At 64.7% G+C, this 18,668-nt stretch carries 19 protein-coding genes and 1 tRNA gene; 11 read left to right on the top strand and 9 right to left on the bottom strand.

The features are described from left to right. Nucleotides 1-40: 40 nt before the first annotated feature. The 3 genes from AC1D2L_RS08480 to AC1D2L_RS08470 form a co-directional block, all read right to left on the bottom strand. Nucleotides 41-3,220, bottom strand: a complete 3,180-nt coding sequence (locus AC1D2L_RS08480; RefSeq protein WP_476845414.1) for an efflux RND transporter permease subunit — start codon at nucleotides 3,218-3,220, stop codon at nucleotides 41-43. Nucleotides 3,221-3,348: 128 nt separating this feature from the next. After that, nucleotides 3,349-4,575 carry an efflux RND transporter periplasmic adaptor subunit gene (locus tag AC1D2L_RS08475; RefSeq protein ID WP_476845413.1) on the bottom strand — a complete coding sequence of 409 codons (1,227 nt, stop codon included), beginning with the start codon at nucleotides 4,573-4,575 and terminating at the stop codon, nucleotides 3,349-3,351. Nucleotides 4,576-4,626: 51 nt separating this feature from the next. After that, a complete protein-coding gene (locus AC1D2L_RS08470; protein WP_476845412.1) occupies nucleotides 4,627-5,463 on the bottom strand; it encodes an alpha/beta hydrolase fold domain-containing protein in 837 nt (278 codons plus the stop codon). 131 nt (nucleotides 5,464-5,594) lie between these two features. Here AC1D2L_RS08470 and AC1D2L_RS08465 point away from each other — a divergent pair, with 131 nt between their 5' ends. Continuing rightward, nucleotides 5,595-6,551 (top strand): LysR family transcriptional regulator, encoded by a 957-nt coding sequence (locus tag AC1D2L_RS08465; protein WP_476845411.1) that lies wholly within the window; start codon nucleotides 5,595-5,597, stop codon nucleotides 6,549-6,551. Nucleotides 6,552-6,678: 127 nt separating this feature from the next. Here the strand turns inward: AC1D2L_RS08465 and AC1D2L_RS08460 are convergent. Then, a tRNA-Arg gene (locus AC1D2L_RS08460) sits at nucleotides 6,679-6,782 on the bottom strand. Nucleotides 6,783-7,051: 269 nt separating this feature from the next. Between AC1D2L_RS08460 and AC1D2L_RS08455 the strand changes: the two genes are divergently transcribed. Then, the gene (locus AC1D2L_RS08455; RefSeq protein WP_476845410.1) at nucleotides 7,052-7,435 is read left to right on the top strand and encodes a helix-turn-helix domain-containing protein; all 384 of its coding nucleotides are present in this window, start codon (nucleotides 7,052-7,054) and stop codon (nucleotides 7,433-7,435) included. A gap of 39 nt (nucleotides 7,436-7,474) precedes the next feature. Here the strand turns inward: AC1D2L_RS08455 and AC1D2L_RS08450 are convergent, their stop codons facing one another. The 5 genes from AC1D2L_RS08450 to AC1D2L_RS08430 all read right to left on the bottom strand — a co-directional run bounded on the left by AC1D2L_RS08450 (nucleotide 7,475) and on the right by AC1D2L_RS08430 (nucleotide 12,284). After that, nucleotides 7,475-7,756 (bottom strand): hypothetical protein, encoded by a 282-nt coding sequence (locus AC1D2L_RS08450; RefSeq protein ID WP_476845409.1) that lies wholly within the window; start codon nucleotides 7,754-7,756, stop codon nucleotides 7,475-7,477. Further along, a complete protein-coding gene (locus AC1D2L_RS08445) occupies nucleotides 7,756-8,571 on the bottom strand; it encodes a metallophosphoesterase (protein ID WP_476845408.1) in 816 nt (271 codons plus the stop codon). Before AC1D2L_RS08445 ends, AC1D2L_RS08450 begins: the two co-directional genes overlap by 1 nt. Before the next feature lie 14 nt (nucleotides 8,572-8,585). Beyond that, nucleotides 8,586-9,539 carry a hypothetical protein gene (locus tag AC1D2L_RS08440; RefSeq protein ID WP_476845407.1) on the bottom strand — a complete coding sequence of 318 codons (954 nt, stop codon included), beginning with the start codon at nucleotides 9,537-9,539 and terminating at the stop codon, nucleotides 8,586-8,588. A gap of 193 nt (nucleotides 9,540-9,732) precedes the next feature. Then, nucleotides 9,733-10,632 (bottom strand): hypothetical protein, encoded by a 900-nt coding sequence (locus AC1D2L_RS08435; RefSeq protein WP_476845406.1) that lies wholly within the window; start codon nucleotides 10,630-10,632, stop codon nucleotides 9,733-9,735. Continuing rightward, the gene (locus AC1D2L_RS08430; RefSeq protein WP_476845405.1) at nucleotides 10,632-12,284 is read right to left on the bottom strand and encodes a replication initiation protein; all 1,653 of its coding nucleotides are present in this window, start codon (nucleotides 12,282-12,284) and stop codon (nucleotides 10,632-10,634) included. The genes AC1D2L_RS08435 and AC1D2L_RS08430 overlap by 1 nt, the downstream gene beginning before the upstream one ends. Before the next feature lie 946 nt (nucleotides 12,285-13,230). On the opposite strand from AC1D2L_RS08430, the gene AC1D2L_RS08425 reads away from it, so the two are divergent. From AC1D2L_RS08425 to AC1D2L_RS08385, 9 genes are all read left to right on the top strand, one after another. Further along, the gene (locus tag AC1D2L_RS08425) at nucleotides 13,231-13,617 is read left to right on the top strand and encodes a hypothetical protein (protein ID WP_476845404.1); all 387 of its coding nucleotides are present in this window, start codon (nucleotides 13,231-13,233) and stop codon (nucleotides 13,615-13,617) included. Nucleotides 13,618-13,766: 149 nt separating this feature from the next. After that, nucleotides 13,767-14,933 (top strand): hypothetical protein, encoded by a 1,167-nt coding sequence (locus AC1D2L_RS08420; protein WP_476845403.1) that lies wholly within the window; start codon nucleotides 13,767-13,769, stop codon nucleotides 14,931-14,933. A gap of 518 nt (nucleotides 14,934-15,451) precedes the next feature. Beyond that, nucleotides 15,452-16,033: a hypothetical protein gene (locus tag AC1D2L_RS08415; protein ID WP_476845402.1), complete on the top strand. Its 582-nt coding sequence runs from the start codon at nucleotides 15,452-15,454 to the stop codon at nucleotides 16,031-16,033. A 207-nt stretch (nucleotides 16,034-16,240) separates the two neighbouring features. Then, entirely contained in the window at nucleotides 16,241-16,714 is a 474-nt protein-coding gene (locus tag AC1D2L_RS08410; protein ID WP_476845401.1) for a hypothetical protein, read from the top strand. Nucleotides 16,715-17,020: 306 nt separating this feature from the next. Next, nucleotides 17,021-17,263 (top strand): hypothetical protein, encoded by a 243-nt coding sequence (locus AC1D2L_RS08405; protein WP_476845400.1) that lies wholly within the window; start codon nucleotides 17,021-17,023, stop codon nucleotides 17,261-17,263. Further along, nucleotides 17,260-17,445, top strand: a complete 186-nt coding sequence (locus tag AC1D2L_RS08400) for a hypothetical protein (protein ID WP_476845399.1) — start codon at nucleotides 17,260-17,262, stop codon at nucleotides 17,443-17,445. Before AC1D2L_RS08405 ends, AC1D2L_RS08400 begins: the two co-directional genes overlap by 4 nt. Before the next feature lie 110 nt (nucleotides 17,446-17,555). After that, nucleotides 17,556-17,828 (top strand): hypothetical protein, encoded by a 273-nt coding sequence (locus AC1D2L_RS08395; RefSeq protein ID WP_476845398.1) that lies wholly within the window; start codon nucleotides 17,556-17,558, stop codon nucleotides 17,826-17,828. Between the two features lie 94 nt (nucleotides 17,829-17,922). Continuing rightward, nucleotides 17,923-18,126 (top strand): hypothetical protein, encoded by a 204-nt coding sequence (locus AC1D2L_RS08390; protein ID WP_476845397.1) that lies wholly within the window; start codon nucleotides 17,923-17,925, stop codon nucleotides 18,124-18,126. A gap of 2 nt (nucleotides 18,127-18,128) precedes the next feature. Then, nucleotides 18,129-18,599: a hypothetical protein gene (locus AC1D2L_RS08385; protein ID WP_476845396.1), complete on the top strand. Its 471-nt coding sequence runs from the start codon at nucleotides 18,129-18,131 to the stop codon at nucleotides 18,597-18,599. Nucleotides 18,600-18,668: the final 69 nt, after the last annotated feature.

Here is an 18,668-nt window from a genome sequence, read left to right as displayed (position 1 = left end):
CATCGGCACGGCACGGCGCCGTTCCGATGCTGCTGTGACCTCATTCGGCAGCCTGCAACACTGGCACCTCGACATCGTGCCGGGCCAGCGGCCGGTTGCCCGCCAGCTTGCGCATCAGGACGTAGAACACCGGCGTCAGGAAGATGCCGAAGGCGGTGACGCCGATCATGCCGGCGAAGACCGCGATGCCCATGGCCTGGCGCATCTCGGCGCCCGCGCCGGTCGAGATCACCAGCGGCACCACGCCCATGATGAAGGCGAGCGAGGTCATCAGGATCGGCCGCAGGCGCAGGCGGCTCGCCTCGATCGCAGCCTCCACCGGCGTCCTGCCCTCGAATTCGAGCTCGCGCGCGAATTCGACGATGAGGATCGCGTTCTTGGCGGAGAGCCCGACCAGAACCACTAGGCCGATCTGGGTGAAGACGTTGTTGTCCCCGCCCGAATACCAGACGCCCGCCATCGCCGCGAGCAGCCCCATCGGGATGATCATGATGATCGCAATCGGCAGCGTCAGGCTCTCATACTGGGCCGCCAGCACCAGGAAGACGAGCAGGATCGCGATCGGGAACACCAGCATGGCGGAGTTGCCGGCCAGGATTTCCTGATAGGTCAACTCGGTCCACTCGAAGGCAAAGCCCTTCGGCAGCGTCTCGGCCGCGATGCGCTCGACCGCCGCCTGCGCCTGCCCCGAGGAGAAGCCCGGTGCGGGCCCCGCATTGATGTCCGAGGCGAGGAAGCCGTTATAGCGCATGGCGCGTTCCGGCCCGGTGTCGTTGCGCACGTTCAGCACGGCGCTGAGCGGCACCATCTCGCCGCTGGCGGAGCGCACGCGCAGCTTGCCGATGTCCTCGGCATAGGCCCGGAACGGCGCGTCGGCCTGCGCGCGGACGGTGTAGGTCCGGCCGAACTTGTTGAAGTCGTTCACATAGGACGAGCCGAGATAGATCTGCAGCGTGTCGAACACATCCGTGACCGCGACGCCGAGCTGGCGCGCCTTGGTGCGATCGATATCGGCATAGAGCTGCGGGACATTGACCTGGAAGCTCGAGAACATGCCGGTGAGTTCCGGCGCAGCCGCGGCCTTCGCCATGAAGGCCTTGGTCGTCTCGTCAAGCGCCTTGTAGCCCAGCCCGGCGCGATCCTCGATCTGCAGCTTGAAGCCGCCGATGGTGCCGAGCCCCTGGACGGGCGGCGGCGGGAACATCGCGATGAAGGCCTCCTTGATGCCGGCGAAGCGCTGGTTGAGCTGCATCGCGATGGCCGCGCCATCCAGCGAAGGGTCCTTGCGCTCCGCAAAGGGCTTCAGCGTCACGAAGACGATGCCGGCGTTGGACGAGTTGGTGAAGCCGTTGATCGACAGGCCCGGGAAGGCGACCGCGCTCTCGACGCCGGGATGCTTGAGGGCGATGTCGCCCATCTGGCGGATGACGTCCTCGGTGCGGTCGAGCGTGGCGGCGTCCGGCAGCTGAGCGAAGCCGACGAGGTACTGCTTGTCCTGGCCGGGCACGAAGCCGCCCGGCACGGTGCGGAACAGCACGGCGGTGAGGCCGACGAGAACGAGATAGACGCCCATCATCAGCGCCTTGCGCGAGAGGATGCGGCGCACCCCGCCGCCATAGGCCTCCGACGACCGGTGGAAGAAGCGGTTGAAGCCGCGGAAGAACCAGCCGAACAGCTTGTCCATGCCGCGTGTCAGCGCGTCCTTCGGTGCATCATGCGAGCGCAGCAACAGCGCGGCCAGCGCCGGCGACAGCGTCAGCGAGTTGATCGCCGAGATAACCGTCGAGATCGCGATGGTCAGCGCGAATTGGCGGTAGAACTGGCCGGTCAGGCCGCTGATGAAGGCGAGCGGCACGAACACCGCCACCAGCACGAGCGCGATCGCGATGATCGGCCCGGAGACCTCGCGCATCGCCTTGTAGGTCGCCTCGCGCGGGGCAAGCCCCTGCTCGATATTGCGCTCGACATTCTCGACGACGACAATCGCGTCGTCGACGACGATGCCGATGGCGAGCACCAGCCCGAACAGGCTGAGCGCGTTGATCGAGAAGCCGAACATCAGCATCACCGCGAAGGTGCCGACGACCGAGACCGGCACGGCCACGAGCGGGATGATCGAGGCCCGCCAGGTCTGCAGGAAGACGTTGACGACGAGCACGACCAGCGCGATCGCCTCGAGCAGCGTCGCGATCACCGCGTTGATCGAGGCGCGCACGAACTGGGTGGTGTCGTAGACGATTGCATAGTCCACGCCCTCGGGCATGTTCTGCTTGATCTCCGCCATGGTCGTGCGGATCTGGTCCGAGATCGTGATCGCGTTGGAGCCGGGCGCCTGGAACACGGGCACCGCCACCGCCGGCTTGTTGTCGAGCAGGGAGCGCAGCGCATAATCGGCCGCGCCGAGCTCGAGCCGGGCGATGTCGCGCAGGCGGGTGACGGCGCCGGTGGCGCTGGTCTTGACGATGATCTCGCCGAACTCCTCCTCGCTCTGCAGACGACCCTGCGCGTTGACCGAAAGCTGCAGGTCGAGCCCCGCCGCGCTCGGCGAAGCGCCGATGACGCCCGCGGCGGCCTGGACGTTCTGGGCCCTGATCTCGCGCACGACATCGGCCGGCGACAGGCCGTGCTCGGACACCTTCTGCGGGTCGAGCCAGACGCGCAGCGAATAATCGCCGGAACCGAAGAGCTGAACCTGGCCGACGCCGTCGATGCGCGCCAGCCGGTCCTTGACGTTCAGGACGGCATAATTGCGCAGATAGGTCATGTCGTAGCGGTCGTTGGGCGAGGTGATGTGCACGACCAGCATCAGGTCGGGCGAGCTCTTGATCGTGGTCACGCCGAGGCGCCTGACCTCTTCCGGCAGGCGCGGCTCGGCTTGAGAGACGCGGTTCTGGACGAGCTGCTGCGCCTTGTCGGCATCGGTGCCGAGCTTGAAGGTCACCGTCAGCGTCATCACGCCGTCGGTCGTCGCCTGGCTCGACATGTAGAGCATGTTCTCGACGCCGTTGATCTGCTCCTCAATCGGCGTCGCGACCGTCTCGGCGATCACGCGCGGATTGGCGCCCGGGTATTGCGCGCGCACCACCACGGAGGGCGGCACGACTTCCGGATATTCAGAGATCGGCAGGATCCGCAGCGAGATCAGTCCGGCGAGCAGGATCAGGACGGAGAGGACACCGGCGAAGATCGGCCGGTCGATGAAGAATTTGGACAGGTTCATGGCACGCCCCCCTTTGGAGCGGATGTCGTTCGTGAAAGCGCCGTCATGCTCGGGCCTGGCCCGAGCATCTCTTGCCGGAGTTTCTCGGGTCTGCGCGTCGCTTCGCCCGAGAATGACGGTTGGAATGCTCAGCGTTGGGCGAGTTCGGTCTTGTCCGGTCCGCGCTTCAGCTCGGATTTCTCGGCCATCGGCACCGGCTCGGGCGCCACTTCCGCGCCAGGGCGGATGCGCTGTAGGCCGTTGACGACGATGCGCTCGCCCGGCTTCAGGCCGGAGGCGACGATGCGCAGCCCGTCATGGCTCGCTCCAAGCGTAACCTCGCGCCAGAGCGCCTTGTTGTCGGCTCCGACGACGAACACGAACTTCTTGTTCTGGTCTGTGCCGATGGCGCGCTCGTTGACCACGAGGCCCTGCTCGGCCCGCGCCTGGCCCATCTGGACGCGTACGAACTGCCCCGGCAGCAGCTTGCCGTCGGGGTTGTCGAGCAGTGCGCGAACCCGCACCGTGCCGCTGGCGGCATCGACGCCGTTGTCGACGAAATGCAGCTTGCCGGTGTAGCTCCCCGCCTCGCTGTTGGCGGTCGCGAGCCGGACCGGGATCCGGTCGAGCGCGCGCTCATTGCCCGAGAGGCTCGCCAGCGCGTCGAGCACGCTGCGCTCGTCGGCATCGAAGCTGGCATAAAGCGGGTCGACGGAGACCAGCGTCGTCAGCAGCGGGGCTGAGGCACCGGCAGCGACGAGGTTGCCGACGGTGACGCCGAGCCGCCCGATGCGCCCGCTGATCGGGGCGCGGATCTGGGTGTAGTCGAGATTGAGGCGCGCGGTCTGCTGGGCGGCTTCCGCGGCACGCAGATTGGCCTGGGCCTCGCGCAGCGCGTTGTAGCGGGTATCGAGTTCCCGCTGCGAGACGTTGCGGCTCACCATGAGTTGCTGGCCGCGCTCATGCTCGCCGGACGCCAGCGCAACGCGAGCCTGCGCCGCCAGGACCTGCGCCTGCGCCCGCTCGAATTCGGCCTGATAGGGCGCCTGGTCGATGCTGATCAGCAGGTCGCCCTGCCGGACCAGACCGCCCTCGCGAAAGTGCACCGTCTCGATCACGCCCGAAACGCGCGAGCGTAGTTCGACGCGCTCGATCGCCTCGAGCCGGCCGGAGAACTCCGCCCAGTTGACGATGTCGCGCGGCTCGACGGTCGCGACCGAAGCCGGGGTCGCCGGCGGTGCGGCGGGAGCCGTGGCGGGACCGTCGCCGCGGGCGTTGCCGCCGAAGAGGTTGAAGGCGAGAGCGAGCGTGGCGAGCGAGGCGCCGGCGGCGAGACCTCCGCCCAAAAGGCCACGACGGCGCGTTCCCTGAATCATGGGTTGGTTCCTTGATTTGAAAGCTGGATGAAAGAAAGCGCCGGAATCTGCCTAGGGAGGCGCGGTCAGGGCGTAGAAATCGCTGACATGGCAGCATGCCGAGCAGAGGCATGAGCCGTTCTGCGGCGCGCCGGCATAGGCCGCGGGCCATTGCGTCAGGGACGCCTGCACATGGTGGTGCAGGGTCACGCCGGCAGCCCGCAGGCGTGCCGCATAGGCGGCGGCCTCGTCACGCATCGGGTCGTCCTGCCCCGAGATCAGGAGGGCCGGCGGCAGGTCGGCGAGCCGGGATGCATTGACCGGGGCGGCATAGGGGTGGGCTGCCCTCTCGGGCGTGCCGAGATAATCGGCCCAGCCATCGGCCCAATGGCAACCGACGGGCCCGGCATCGGCTTCCCGCAACGAGCATGTGCCGAGGCAGGGGTCGAGCATGGGCGACAGCAGGATCTGGCCAGCCAGCGCCGTGCCGCGCCGGTCGCGTGACATCAATGCAAGCGCTGCGGCCAGATTGCCTCCGGCCTCCTCGCCAGCCACGTAAAGCGGCGCGGCCTTCGCGGCCCAGCGGGAGCGGTTCCTGGCGATGGCCTGCAGCGCGGCATAGGCCGCCTCGAGCGCTTCGGGAAAGCGGTGGGCGGGTGCGAGCGGATAATCCAGAGAGATCACGACTGCGCCTGCCTCGGCCAGCATCGTCGCAACCGCCTCGCCCTGCGCGAGCGAGCCGCCGGTGAAGGAGCCGCCATGCAGATGCATGACGATCCCGGCATCGGCCGCGATGTCTGAGGGCGCATAGAGCCGCGCGGCCAGGTTTGCCGGCCCCGACGCAATCGTCTCCGCACGCCAGAATACGGCGCGCGGGCTTCGATAGGGTTGGGCGGACGGAGCGAGCATGGCAGGCCTTGCACTGTTGCGATGTCGCTCCATTTAGGTAAGCTCATTCCCGCAATAAATGGCTCATTCGCTCATTCATTATTTCCTGAGGGAAACAATGCGGCGGCGACTCGGGCCCTCCGGACGCGAAGATGGATCAACTCAGCGCCATGCGCGCCTTCGTCAAAGTGATTGAGGCCGGCACGTTTTCGCGCGCCGCCGAACTTCTCGACCTGCCAAAGCCGTCCGTTACCAAGCAGATCCAGCAGCTCGAGGCCCATCTGCGCACGAAGCTCCTCAATCGCACGACGCGGCGCGTGACGGTGACGATGGACGGCGCCGCCTATTACGAGCGCGCCTTGCGCCTGCTCGGCGATCTCGACGAACTCGATGCCAGCATGACGCTCGCGCAGGCCCGGCCCAGCGGCCGCCTCCGGGTGGATTGCAGCTCGTCCCTGGCGATCGCCGTCATCATCCCGGCGCTGGACGAGTTCCATGCCCGCTACCCGGACATCCAGCTCGACCTCGGCATGAGCGACCGGCCGGCCGACCTCATAGGCGAGAACCTCGATTGCGCGGTCCGGGCCGGCGATATCGCCGACCAGAGCCTGATCGCGCGGCGGATAGGCGAGACGCAGTTCATCACCTGCGCCTCGCCCGATTATCTCGCCCGTTTCGGGACACCGCGACATCCCCGCGACATCGAGGAGGAGCATCGCATCGTCGCCTATCGGCCGGCGCTGGGCGGGCGTGTCCTGCCGATGATCTACCAGAACCGCACGGAGACGATCGAGATCGTAGGGCGCTACATCATCTCGCTGAACGACGGGAATGGCTACATGGCCGCGGGGCTGGCCGGCCATGGCATCATGCAGTTACCCACCTTCATGGCGCGCGAGCCGATCGCGCAGGGGCGCCTCGTGCCGCTGCTGCTCGACTGGTGCGCGGCTCCGAAACCGTTGCACATCGTCTACCCACCCAACCGACATCTCAGCAACAAGGTGCGCGTCTTCGTCGACTGGCTGGCGGAGCTGTTTGCCCGGGACGGGATCGACCTGATCAGGGGGGCGGCCCGGGAGGACTGCGTGCTGGCGCAGGCGGGCCGCTAGCGCGGACCCGGACAACCTCACAGGCAGCGCACGCGATGCGGCGTCCGCGCCGGCTCTTGTCTCGACGCCTTCCGCCGCAGGAGGCTGCAGCTCAGGCAACGATGGCCCAATATTTTCAATAAATTGATGGCGCGCCCGACACGATTCGAACGTGTGACCTTTGCCTTCGGAGGGCAGTCAAATCCCTTGAAAAGATTATCGAATCTAGGAATTTCAAACACTTACTGTCGCTCCATATCGCCGTATGTCGCTGCAAATCGCTGCCAACTGTGCCAGAATTGTGCCACGGCACGCCGCCTAAGCACCTGAATCCGGGCGACTTTCCGACATGCCGCGACGCGCGGACACACTAGTCGACGGGGTTCGATCCGTCACGACCAATCGCGACGTCGGGCGACACACCGAGTTGACGGGGCCTGAAATCCAGCGGACCATTGGTGTGGGTGTTGTCCAAGTATCGGACTCTGTAAGCCGGATGCCGTCTTGGACGGCCGGGGGAGATGTTCCCCGCTACGCCGCCTGAGCGATCCTCAATAGCAGCCCATCATGCTGATGCACGGGACGTGTGCTCGGCTCCTGTTCGGAGTCGAATTGTGTCCGTGTCTGCCCCGCTTCTCCTTGATTACGATGCCGCTGCCGCGATGCTCTCTCTGTCTCGCCCGGCCCTCAGGGACCTAGTCTATCGCAATCGTGGACCGAGGACCGTCCGCCTCGGTCGGCGCACCATGTTCGCGGTGAAGGACCTCGAGGCCTTCGTCGAGGCACATCGCCAGCCTGAGCGGCCGGTATCGATTTCGCCGGTTGTCGCGCCTCGCGGAAAGCGGCGCCGGGGTCGTCCGACCGTCCTCGAGCAGATGGCTCGCCAAGCCGCGTTCCAGCAGTGAAAGCAGGGAGGCCGGTTCGCTCCGGCCTCCCGATTGGGATCACGAGTCCAGGGTCCGACGCCGAAGCGCGACGCGGAACTCATCGACGGTCATCTCCTCAACGTCGCCCCGCTCGATGTCCGCCAGCGCAGACATGAGCTGCTGCGAGAGCTCGCCGATCGGCCGTGCCGTTCCGGGGCCGCACTCAGCCTCCTCGGCGCGCACTGCCGCGCTTCGCTCGAACTCGCGCACCCGCCGATCCATACGCTCCGCCGCCAGCCTCATGCGAGCGCGATTCATCTGCTCCCGAAGAGCCTTCATCCGTTCATCGACCTTCGTCATCAGCCAACCTCCACAACCAGGGAAGGGTTGAACTCGAGAGCATTCTCGGGCTCGTATCCCCGTGGGTTGGCGATCACCCGGGTGCGATCGAGCTCGTAGTCCAAAGAGTCGTGGACGTGTCCGTGGATCCACAAGTCGGGCTGGTGCTGCCAGATGAGGTCCGTGAGGTCGCTGGCGAAAGCCGGATTGAGCGGTGAGCCCTTGAACCTGGGTGCGACGGACATGGCGGACGGCGCATGGTGGGTGACCACGACGGTCGGGCCGTGATGCTCCTCGGCCAAAACCGATTCGAGATAGGCCCGCGTCTTCATGTGCGCCTGCCGGGCGTCGACCGGCATCCACCGATCTTCGAGGGATCGGCCGACGATGGGCTGCTGGTCCGACCTGAGGATCGCCCGGTGATCGTTGAGCAGGTTAGCGGCATTGCGCATGGCATACGCGATGTCCCTGTCACGTCCCGGACCAGGAACGCCTTCGGCGCCAAGAGCGTAGTCGGTCCAGAGCGTACCGCCCACGAAGCGGACGCCATCGATCGCAACTGAGGCGTCGTGCAGCAGGTGGACCGCGGGATGACGAGCAGCCGCCCGAAGGCCACGCTCGAGACCGCCAGCCACGGAATCCTTGTAGAACTCATGATTGCCCGGCACGAGGACGACAGGCATTCGCCATGCAAGCTCCATCGCGCACCACTCGACGGCGACTTCCAGAGGACGCGAGATATCACCCGCGAGGACCGCGACGTCGGCCTCGGGGATGGTCAGCGGAAGATGCTGCTGCAACTCGTAATGCAGATCGGAGAGGACCCAGATTTTCATGTCGAGTCCCTCCCTCAGTTCATATCATGCCGACCGCAACGACACGCCAGCCAGCCCCGACCGCCGACGCGGCCGTGATCGCCGCAGCGGTCGCAGGTCGTGGCGCTCCGACGCTCCGCGATCTCGATGATCGCCTCGACGGCGTCGGGTGCGTTGTCGCAATAGATGCGGAGGGTGCCGTATTTCTCCTTAATGTCGCTGATGGCGAAGCCTTCGCGATCCTCGGGCCGAAGGCTGGCGTCGATGGCCTCGAGAGCATCCTCGATGAGACCATACCAACCGCGTCCCGCCGCGATGTAGCCGACGCCAAGGTGTCCGTAGAGCGCCTCGATCCGACGCTGCCAGCCATCATTGAGGATGGCTTCTTCCTCACGAGAAGTGGGCTCCGGCAGTACCAAGCGAGCCGCCGTCGCGGCATCGATCTCGGCACCCAAGGCCATGGCATGCGTCGTCGCCCCAGCCTCGGCGTAGTCCGAGCCGACTCCGGCGGCGATGGCCCCCCAACCGGTGGAGAGCTGCCGAGCGATACGGGCGCGCTGCTCCACGCGCCGCACGACGGCCTTCTCATCGGGCGACGTCGCGCCCTTGGCCGAGTCACGGAGCCAGCGCGAGAGGCCGACGGCAAGAGCGGCGAAAGCCTGCGCGACTTCACCGGCGGCACCGGGCATGCCCCGGATCGCGAGTCCGAGGATCAGCGCAGGACGAAGCTCCTCGTGCAGCAGGACAGCGTCGATGCCACGGCGGAAATAGAGGGAGTGGTCGTCGACGATCTTCGCCGTGGCCAGCGCCTCGATAAGCACGTCTACCGAGGGAACCTCGGCGGGGTCGATCCGACGAACGGCCTCGATAACGAAGGTAAAGCAAACCTCGGCGGAGGATGCCTGGAGCAGTTCTTCGATCGGACGGGGCCGGTCGGCGACAGCCCAGTCGGGCGGAGTCTTAGCGGGGGTGTTGTCGTTGGTCGTCATGAGGCACCTCGTGCATGTCCGGTTGAAGCCGGAGCACGAGGCGTCCGGCAGCTCAGGTCGCTGTTGGCGATAGGGCTATGAGCTGCACGAAGGTCATGAGGTCCTCAGGTCCCCGGAGATCGGGGAGCGGCCGATGTAGCCGGTGGCGATTCTCCAGGCAAGTCGTCGCCCGGGAGATTGGTTAAGGGAGGGCTCAGACGGTTTCAGACGTCGACTTCGACGACGCCAGCCATTCCCGGAGTGCCGGATCCTGATTGCGCCCTCCTCGGAAAGCTCGCCTCGCGAGTTCGCCGAGGAGGTGCAGATGCTCGGCGGGGAACGCGGCGAAGACTTCCTCCGACACATCCCGCGGCTTGTAATAAGTCTCGCCGCCCTCGGTGCGGGTAACGGTAGGATATGGTCTCGGCCTCGATGTCGAACTGACTTCCTGCCGCCGCGGGGGGAACTTCGCCATTGTCTCCATGGCCCACTCGACCTGCCTGGCGGAGCCCTGTGGGTTGCCGATCGCGACGGAGATGCCGCACCAGCGCCAGGGATACGGACCTCCGGGTGGCGGGTGCACCTCTGCCCCGGTACGAAGGCACTGCCGGATTGCGCCGTTCAGGCACTCGTCGAGACGGGCCATGAACGGGTATCGATCAGCGAGATTATCCGCAACGTTCCGCAGCCCGACGGGGCCGAACAACTCCGTCTCGCGGTAGTATCGCTCGGCTTCGGCTCGCGCTTCGTCGCACAACAGGAAGCGGAGCGAAGGTGGCACCTGTTCCCTGGAAGCCGGTTTCGGAGCGGGCATGCGTTCAGCGACCAGGCGCTTACGAGTCTTCTCCCTGGCCACGGCCGCATAGTCGACGACTACGATGCGCTCGGCGACCCGAAGCGTCTTCATGAGTGCATCAGCGTCCTCTGGCGTGTATCTCACCGGGCGCAGCAGTGACGCCCGCTCTCCCCGGAACGAGCCGAGTTCATAGGCGGACGGCATCTCTGTCTCCTCCGAACCACTCCATTGCCAGTTATAGAAATCCAGCGTGTCCCTCGCGGCATCCTCGGAGCTGATCGGCACGGACTTCGAGAACCTCAAGATCACCTGTTTCATCACCGCCCCTCCACGTTCGTAATCCGGCTGTCCTCTGACAGCCGACGGACGTCTTCCTGCGACAGCGCGAGGCCCGGCTCCAAGACCCAGACATCGAAGCCGTCACGTGTCTCCTCGTCGTTCCAGCGGACGGTGACGCCGATCTCGCGCGTGCCGGTCCACTCGGTGCCGCGCAACTCGGCTACGAAAGACTCGACTTCGTCTGGATCGACCGAGAGATGCAGCACAAGCCTCTCGGCGGACGTCGCGGCGACATCGGCTTTCCGGGAAGCGTCGGCAGCGGCCTCGTGAGCCATCGCCTTTTTCGCCGCCTTGGCTTCCTGGCGTTCCTTGGCCTTCTTCGCGACCGCCTCCCGGCCCTTGTCAGTTGCGCGATACCTTTCGAAGCGAGCCTTTCGGGCGTCGCGAGCGAGGCCCGAGCCCTCCTTACCGTGTCGGAGGATGAGGAGGTCGGGCTTCGCAATCTCATCCATCGCCCATGCCCACGCCGCCGCCTGCGCGCCGCGAGTCTCGATCTCGATTAGGAGCCTCTCGCCACGAAGGCGGTGCGTATATACCCCATCCGATACCGGCATCGCCGTATCGTCCTTGGCCATCGTCAACGCCTCTTTCAGGGCGATCAACCACGCATCGAAGATCTCGAAAATCGAGGTGTTGACGCCGTGCCGGTAGGCATATGCAGCGGCTCGCTTCCAGAGGATCTGGTCAACGCGGTACGCCGGATCGTCCACGCCCCCAACATGCCGAAGCAGTTCTTTGGAGATGCCAAGCGGGCGGACCTCATGATGGGACGGCGGCATCATTCGGAGGACGAAACGCCAGGATTCGATAGGATTACCGCGCGTCGTGGCGTGCTGGGGCTGGGCCTCGTGGATCTGAAAATGCCGAACGGCGAAGAGATCCTCGATCGCCGGGTCCAGGGCCCTGGTCTTCATCTGTCCAACGTGCAAGGGCCGACCTTCCGGTGGTCGGTATCCCAGCCACTCCGCCATCTGCTCCAGAGGCACGAGGACCTCGTGCAGATTGCTGGATGACGGGTCATACATCTTTCCGATGAGAGCCGCCGCGAGGTGCCGGTACAAGCGGATGCCGTACCGGCTGCGCATCCACGACATCGGCTCAAGCTCGATGTAGCCATACCGACGCTGCGAAGCCATCAGCGTCGCGATGGGCCGGGGGATCACGTAGTGGATCTCGTCGACGTCGCCCTCGCGCTCGGTCCAGGGAATCAGGAGCTGGACGTCTTCGAACAGACGGCCGGTGGCCGCACCAATGGTCACCGTCGTCGAGCGAAGCCGGGCCAGCGACGCCTTTACCCCAGCCCGGCGGATCGTACCGCCGAGGAAGGTCAGCACTTGGGCGGTCGGGATCGAGTGTTCGAGCCGATCCATCGTCCGGTCCGTGGACCGATAGGCATGATCGACTAGCAGCTCGTGCAGCGCGATGTCGTCGGCGCTCAGCCGGTCGTCGCCCTTGACCGTCACATGCTCGAGCATCTCGATCGGGCGCGGGGACTCAGGAGCGATCTCGCGAAAGGACTCACGGGAGGTCAGGGCCTTCGACAGGTCTCCCCGGGGAGCGGGCCGGAAGAGGCCGTCCTCGGTCCGATGGCTCGGCGTCACCGCCCTCAATCTCGTCTTCAGCAGCCCCATCTCGTCACATCCCTTGCTCGTATGTGACTAAAAGGATGAGGGGTCCTCGTCACATAGGGCAAATCGACGTGACGAAGACATCTAATTCGTTGTGATTGCTCAAGAATTCCGTCGGCGGATTTGGCTGGCTTCGCCGCCAAACGGCTGTCTTGCAAAAGATGTGACGAAGACGTTGCAAAGAACGTGACGAAGACGATTTCGAGGGGGTCGAGCTTGCAAAAGATGTGACGAAAACAATGTGGACACGGCCTGCTGGCGCAAAGGTTTTCGGCGTGTTTCGGCGGGGCGTTTTTCCCAGATTCTAAATAGATAGACTTCGTCCCGTGTTTTCGGGTCTTCCCAATGGGGTTCCAGGCTTCGTGTTCGATGTGTTCGGTTGGGCCGGATGACTGGGCCTTCGGCCTGTCGGAACCGGATCCCTCCGGGGGTGGGAAGGGAGGAAGAATAGAAGAACCGTGGGGAGCCCTCCGGGCATATCCCTTCTGTCCAGCCCGGCCCTACGGTCCGAGCGTAACGACCGGCCGGGAGAGATTCGAGCGCCCGGGCGACGGACCTGACCGGGCCGCTCCGCGGTTCTGTTCGCCTCTGTCGAGCCTACCACGATTGTCCCACCTGGCCATGAGACGGACGGAGCATCGGCTCAACGGAAAGGAGCGCTCCAGACCGGACCGACCACGGGCACGGCTCCATACCGGCTAACGCTGCGGGCTGGCTCCCCTCTGCGTGCAAGGCCTGTCATCGAGTCCCATGGTCCTGAGAACGAGTCCTTCGTGGGCCTGACGCCGCATCCCCTGAGAGCCTGAAGCCGAAATGCGCGAGCGGCGAAGCCTTTCCGTGCGCGATTCTTCAATTCAGAGTTGACAGGTCAACCTTGATACAAAGGTTGACCTGTCAACACTTGACGCACTTCAGCCGACGCTGGACCATCGTCACAGGAGGATCGACGATGACGACCGAGAGCGACCGCTTGCTGGCTGCCTACACGGCCATCGCCAAGGCGGCGAAGGCGAAGGCGACCACGAAGACCTTGCCGCCGGACGAGCGGCGAGAGTACTTGCGCGCGGCGAAGCGGCGCTCCCGGGAGCGGAACAAGGCAGCCGCAGCCGAAGGCCGCATCGAGGCCCGCGCCGACGTCGTGCGGGACGTGCTCGCCGACGCCGCGATCATCCTCCTCGGGTCCGGCGCGCCCGGCGCCGAGGCGATCGAGAAGCTGCTTGGCATCGCGTTCGCCGGTCGGCCCGGTGTCCCCCTCAGCGTGCGCGGCCGTGCCCTGTCAGGCGCGCTCCGCCCCAAGTTGCTGACGCCTGAGATCCTTCGGAAAGCAACGTCGTAAGCGGCGCTCGCGATCATCGACCGAGTGCCCGAGGTCCCGCTGGATTCAGACGTCGAGATCGAGAGCAGATCCTGACATCTGCTGTCACATCCCAACCTCGACGCCGTCCACCTTCCGGGATATGCACCGGCCCGATTTTGGGGGGCAGCATGCATCGAATCCTTCTCGACGATTACCGCGATATTATCCTCCGCTCCGGCAGCGGCGCGATCGCCTCAGATGAGGTCGTGATCGGGAGGGATGGGAAGTTCAGCCTCCGTTACATTCCTTTCGAGCACGTAGCCCGAGAGGCGAAGCTCGTGATCGTCGGCATTACCCCCGGCACCACACAGTTGAAGGCCGCCTATGATGCCTTCCGTTTCAGAGCCATGGCAGGCCGTTCCGATGATGAGGCCCGCGCGGTGGCCAAGGAAGCCGGCGCATTCGCGGGGGCAATGCGGACACGGCTAATCAGCATGCTCGAGCATTTGGATATTCATCGCCGTCTCGGAATCGCATCCGCCCGGGATTTATGGGGCAGTGCGTCCGCGCTCCTGCATTCGACCTCAGTCGTGCCTCATGCGGCCTTCGACGGGAAGAAACACTTCAACGACAGCTTCAACGTCGTCATGTCCAGTCCCCTTCTGCGGGGTTCCTTCGAGAAAGACTTCGTGCCGTCATTGGCCCTGCTTCGCGATGACGCGCACTACATTGCGCTGGGCCCCACTCCGCGGGATGCCCTGTTGCACTGCGCCGACGCCGGGGTCATCAGACGAGAACAGATTCTCGGCTTGCTTCCCCACCCTGCCGGATCCAGCGGCAGTCAGGTTCGCTACTTCATCAAGGACGTTTCGTTCGACGACCTGCACGAGGATGATCCGACCCGCCGTCGTGCCTCCGGCATCGACAAGGCCTACGCGGAGATCAGCGAAGCGGCATCCCGACTGGGCGGCTCCCCGTTCCGGGAGACTGTCGTTCCTTCGTTGCCCCGGACTGTGATTCCCCCGCCCCAGGAGACTCCTCCTCCGAAGAGCAAACCGACTCCAACTCCGGTCCCGACCCCTGCGGGGACGACTGCGTCGCCGGGACGAGCAGGCATTCATTCGGTCGTATCACGAGGCAAGGACGCAGGCCTTGTCCTCTACCCCCACCTCTATCCGGACGGCAGCTATGTGGTCAGCAGGAGCCGGTTCGAGGACGATTACGTCAAGGTCGGAAGCCTGCCCGAGATCGCGCCCTGGATCGCGAAGGGATACTCGTTGCGCATGAGCAACCCCAAGGAGGCTCCCCGCCGTGGGCCGGTCCTGATCGCGTCGGGGTCGATCCGAGGTATCTGAACGGAACGCGCTCGTCGATCACCGGCCCTTGTCCCGTTCCGGCCGGTGACCGACGATCTCACCGAGTGAGGTCACCGAGTGAGGGAGGCGAGCATGGGGGGACGACCGAGCACGACAGGCACGGAGACGCATCGGGCTTACATGCGCCGGTATCGTGCCCGGCTGGCAGCGTCGGCGACGCCGGAGATCGATGACGTGGATCGCGCCCTCGTGCAGTCTCTGCTGGGGGCTATCGACGACGCGGCGGAGAAGGCTTCCACGCCTCCGGAGTGGCTTCGGTCCATCGTATCCGGAGCGAAGGCTCGGTTGCTAGCGGCCGGTTTCGCCCGGGGTCAGGTAGCCACTCGCCTGAAGCGACGGCTTGAACCTATCGTTCGTCGGTGACGGGGCCTCTGGAACGGTCGCGCACATTACTCCTGTGATCTGAAACGCGATTCCGAACGACTGAATCGTTGGCGTTGGGATTCACCGAGTGAGACGGCATCGCGTTCGACGCCCAGCGCGGGCTGAAGGCGGCGATGGAGAGGGACTTCGACCGGCCGAGCGCTTTCACGATGCGCGCCTTTCGCGTCGACAAGGCCAAGTCGGGAGGCGACCTGACTTCGATGTCGGCGGCTGTCCGCGCCCAGCCCGCGCAGGCGGCGTACCTCCGTCTTCAGATCGAGGGCGGTGAGCGAAAGCCCGGTGACCCCGGCGCCGGTGGCATCAAGGATGTCTTCACCGGCGGCATCCGCCAGGATGCTCGAGGCGGCATCCCACGCGGACTGGTGAAGCGCCTCTCCCGGGAGCTTCAAGCCGAGAACGCCGCCCGCGCCGGTTGGAGCGATGGCGTCGATCCGAAGCCGTACGAAGCCACCCACCGTCCAGGCACCTTCTTCGGCATCGTCGGCGGCGTGAAGAGGTACTGGCGCCGGGCCAAGCGACGCGGGATCCGCGTCATCGGTAAGCTCACTCGGCTGCTGACGATCCAGTCGACTGCTCGGTACAGGCCTCGGCTGCCGTACAATCAGGTCGTCGAGGGCGCCGCCCGGCGCGACGTCGTGCAGACGGCCTTCGTCCGCGAGCTGGCCCGGCAGATCGAGCGGGATTGGCGGTCATAGGCCAGAAGCCCCTCAGACCCTGAAAGCGGCCCGATTCAGCGTCGAATCCAGGTAATTCCGTGTTTCCAAGTAAGACGGCAAAATGTCGCACCCTGTTTTAGCGTATTAGAATGATTATATCACCGTAATTACGATCAGTTCTATGTATTGATTTCACACATGTTTTGTCGTCGATTTGACGGCATCAAGCAGTCAACGGATAATTACATGGTCGCTGAGCAAGGCGACTTGTTTGCATCTGAGAGGCTGTTTGACATGTGCTACATTACTTGGGACCTCACCGACTTCGGTGTGGAGCCGATCGAGACGGCTGTCGCGATCAAGGGGATGGACATCCTGCTCATCGATCACGAGCGAGTGCGCGTTTTCGACGAGGATGGGTACATCCTGGACCTGAGACTTAGCTCGAAGGGCTGGGTCTGGGCGTGGCCATACAAGGGCCCGTTCGGAAAGACCGGCCTCGAGGGGTGGGGCTCGTTCGTTGTCGACGAGTACGGCATGTCCGGCGGATTGATGGTCCATACGATCGGGAAGGTCGATAACCTGGTCGATGGTCATCATCATCTCCGAGCGTATCGGAATCCAGCCGTTGCGATCCGACACATCGTCGATCGTAACTGGCGTTTGAAGCGCCGGTACTGCCGACGCCTGAAGCTCGAAACGACGGCCGCGGCAGCGTGACCAACGGCGGGCGGGACCTCAAATCCCGCCCGCCCTTTCGGCCGTCAGCACCCGCCACCGGCGGCGCACCGGCTCGATCTTGTTCGAATATCGTGCTGCGTTTTCGCAAAGTTGTTGACGCGTTCAAATAAATAACGCTTGCCAAAATCGAATATCGTCAAATTGTTTTGCAAGTTTTCATGAAATATCCCTGAAATATTTCATCACCGGCTATTTACGCCGACGATGCGCGCACGCATCATTCTCTTATCGGCTATGAGCAACGCCGGTCTCTGGAGCAAGCTCATGAGGGAAGGAACCGAGAAGATGCCCAACTTCATCGACATCAACAGGGAAACGGTTGAGGAGCCCAAAGGCTACGTGAAGACCAGGACCTACGAACTCGACGGCGGCGCGCTGGAGAGCCCTATTTTCGTCGGACACAAGCGCGGACACAATTGGGCGCTCGCCTCGACGGTAAAAACGCGGTCGATCCCCAGCGAGTTTATCTTCGGGTCCGAGACGGCGTTTTCGACCTCTCGTCGATCAAAGCCGGAGACGCCTTCGTGATCGCGGGCGACTACCGCACCGCAGGCGGGCGCCTGGAGCCCAACAGGATTTGGGCCGTCGTCGTCGAGAGGGACGACGAGAGCCTCCGTCTCGATATCTACGAGACTGAAGCGCGGGCCATCGCTGCCGCCCGCAAGGGCTACCGCAGCGTCCGTGAGATCGAGATGGCCGAAGCCGCCTGATCGAGGAGCCGGGCCTCCAGCCCGGCCTTCCCCAGAGCCGACCGAGACGTCGACCTCGGTTCTGGGGAGGGCCAACCTCCGAACCAGAGCATCATAAGAAAGGGATTCAGATGGCGACCAAGCTCACCCCGGCACAGATCAAGGCGAAACTCGCCTCGTTCGAAGCCAAGGACTATCGCGCTTTCCGGAAATTCGTGTCCGACCAGGGCGGAACCTACGAGACCACCCGAACCTACTACGACGGCTTCCCCCAGCCGCGTGTCGAAATATTCGTAGATCTTCCCGATTACTCGTTCCGGGTCTCCCGAACCGAGGGATGGGCTGATGCGCTCGACAAGCTCAAGAGCGAGATCGCCGATGCCCGCCAGCCGGAAGCTGCTTGATCGGATGCCGGGCACCCGCCCGGCCTTCCTCCGAGCCGCCCTACGCCCGGGCGGCTTCGAGGAGGGAACGACCTCCGAGCTAAGGAGCGAGACCATGAACACCGACGCCAAAACCTCAAGCGCAAGGGTCGCTTTCGAGAACCTCGCCATCATCCGCGCCTACGACCGGGGGCTGATGGTCTTTTTGGATGTCCTCTTCTCTGTTTGGGATGTCCTCCGCGCCGCGTCGAAGCGCCTGGCCCCGGCCCTCGGCTTCACGGTCGTCTGCCTGCTCGGCCTCAAGCTGGCTGGGTACTGACCATGACCAAGCCCGACACCCACCCGCATCCGCGCACGACCCGTTTCCGCGAGCTTTGGCACGAACTCGGCGTCGACCTGCCGGAACTCTCGAGGCTCACCGGCCGCCCGCGAGGTACGCTTACCGCGTACACTCATTCCAGAACGGGATCGCGCGTGCCGCCGCGGGCCGTGATCGACGAACTGGACGACTTGGTGATGACCAAGGCGATGCGGATCGTGAACGCGAGGGGGTACGTCATCGCCGCGCTTCCCGACGAGGTCGATCAAGACTGGCTCGCTGCCAGTACCTCAGAGAAGGTCGTGCTTTCGAGGGCCGCCTCGGATGCTTTCCTCGATGTGGAGCCTCGGTGGCAGACTTCGGACAACTTCGCGAAAGCGATCGTCGGGAGGCAGTATCATAGCGCGCCTCCGTATCGGCCCATGGGACCTGGAGTGGCAGAGAAGCTCAGTCGCCTTCGGAGGTCGTCATGACCTGCGCGTTGACGACTGGTACCGAAGCCGGGCTCCGGGATCGATCGGATCCCTATAACGTCGCGAGTT

The sequence above is a fragment of the Allobosea sp. P1_B10 genome (genome assembly GCF_056406735.1).
This window is presented reverse-complemented; position numbering and strand designations above follow the sequence as displayed.

Excerpts from the sequence above, each read along its gene's own strand:
- AC1D2L_RS08435 (WP_476845406.1), bottom strand. The coding sequence starts at position 10,632 with ATGAAACAGGTGATCTTGAGGTTCTCGAAGTCCGTGCCGATCAGCTCC.
- AC1D2L_RS08455 (WP_476845410.1), top strand. The coding sequence starts at position 7,052 with ATGTTCCCCGCTACGCCGCCTGAGCGATCCTCAATAGCAGCCCATCAT.
- AC1D2L_RS08470 (WP_476845412.1), bottom strand. The coding sequence starts at position 5,463 with ATGCTCGCTCCGTCCGCCCAACCCTATCGAAGCCCGCGCGCCGTATTC.
- AC1D2L_RS08390 (WP_476845397.1), top strand. The coding sequence starts at position 17,923 with ATGAACACCGACGCCAAAACCTCAAGCGCAAGGGTCGCTTTCGAGAAC.
- AC1D2L_RS08415 (WP_476845402.1), top strand. The coding sequence starts at position 15,452 with ATGGAGAGGGACTTCGACCGGCCGAGCGCTTTCACGATGCGCGCCTTT.
- AC1D2L_RS08425 (WP_476845404.1), top strand. The coding sequence starts at position 13,231 with ATGACGACCGAGAGCGACCGCTTGCTGGCTGCCTACACGGCCATCGCC.
- AC1D2L_RS08420 (WP_476845403.1), top strand. The coding sequence starts at position 13,767 with ATGCATCGAATCCTTCTCGACGATTACCGCGATATTATCCTCCGCTCC.
- AC1D2L_RS08405 (WP_476845400.1), top strand. The coding sequence starts at position 17,021 with ATGCCCAACTTCATCGACATCAACAGGGAAACGGTTGAGGAGCCCAAA.
- AC1D2L_RS08475 (WP_476845413.1), bottom strand. The coding sequence starts at position 4,575 with ATGATTCAGGGAACGCGCCGTCGTGGCCTTTTGGGCGGAGGTCTCGCC.
- AC1D2L_RS08430 (WP_476845405.1), bottom strand. The coding sequence starts at position 12,284 with ATGGGGCTGCTGAAGACGAGATTGAGGGCGGTGACGCCGAGCCATCGG.
- AC1D2L_RS08465 (WP_476845411.1), top strand. The coding sequence starts at position 5,595 with ATGGATCAACTCAGCGCCATGCGCGCCTTCGTCAAAGTGATTGAGGCC.
- AC1D2L_RS08445 (WP_476845408.1), bottom strand. The coding sequence starts at position 8,571 with ATGAAAATCTGGGTCCTCTCCGATCTGCATTACGAGTTGCAGCAGCAT.
- AC1D2L_RS08450 (WP_476845409.1), bottom strand. The coding sequence starts at position 7,756 with ATGACGAAGGTCGATGAACGGATGAAGGCTCTTCGGGAGCAGATGAAT.
- AC1D2L_RS08410 (WP_476845401.1), top strand. The coding sequence starts at position 16,241 with ATGGTCGCTGAGCAAGGCGACTTGTTTGCATCTGAGAGGCTGTTTGAC.
- AC1D2L_RS08440 (WP_476845407.1), bottom strand. The coding sequence starts at position 9,539 with ATGACGACCAACGACAACACCCCCGCTAAGACTCCGCCCGACTGGGCT.
- AC1D2L_RS08385 (WP_476845396.1), top strand. The coding sequence starts at position 18,129 with ATGACCAAGCCCGACACCCACCCGCATCCGCGCACGACCCGTTTCCGC.
- AC1D2L_RS08395 (WP_476845398.1), top strand. The coding sequence starts at position 17,556 with ATGGCGACCAAGCTCACCCCGGCACAGATCAAGGCGAAACTCGCCTCG.
- AC1D2L_RS08480 (WP_476845414.1), bottom strand. The coding sequence starts at position 3,220 with ATGAACCTGTCCAAATTCTTCATCGACCGGCCGATCTTCGCCGGTGTC.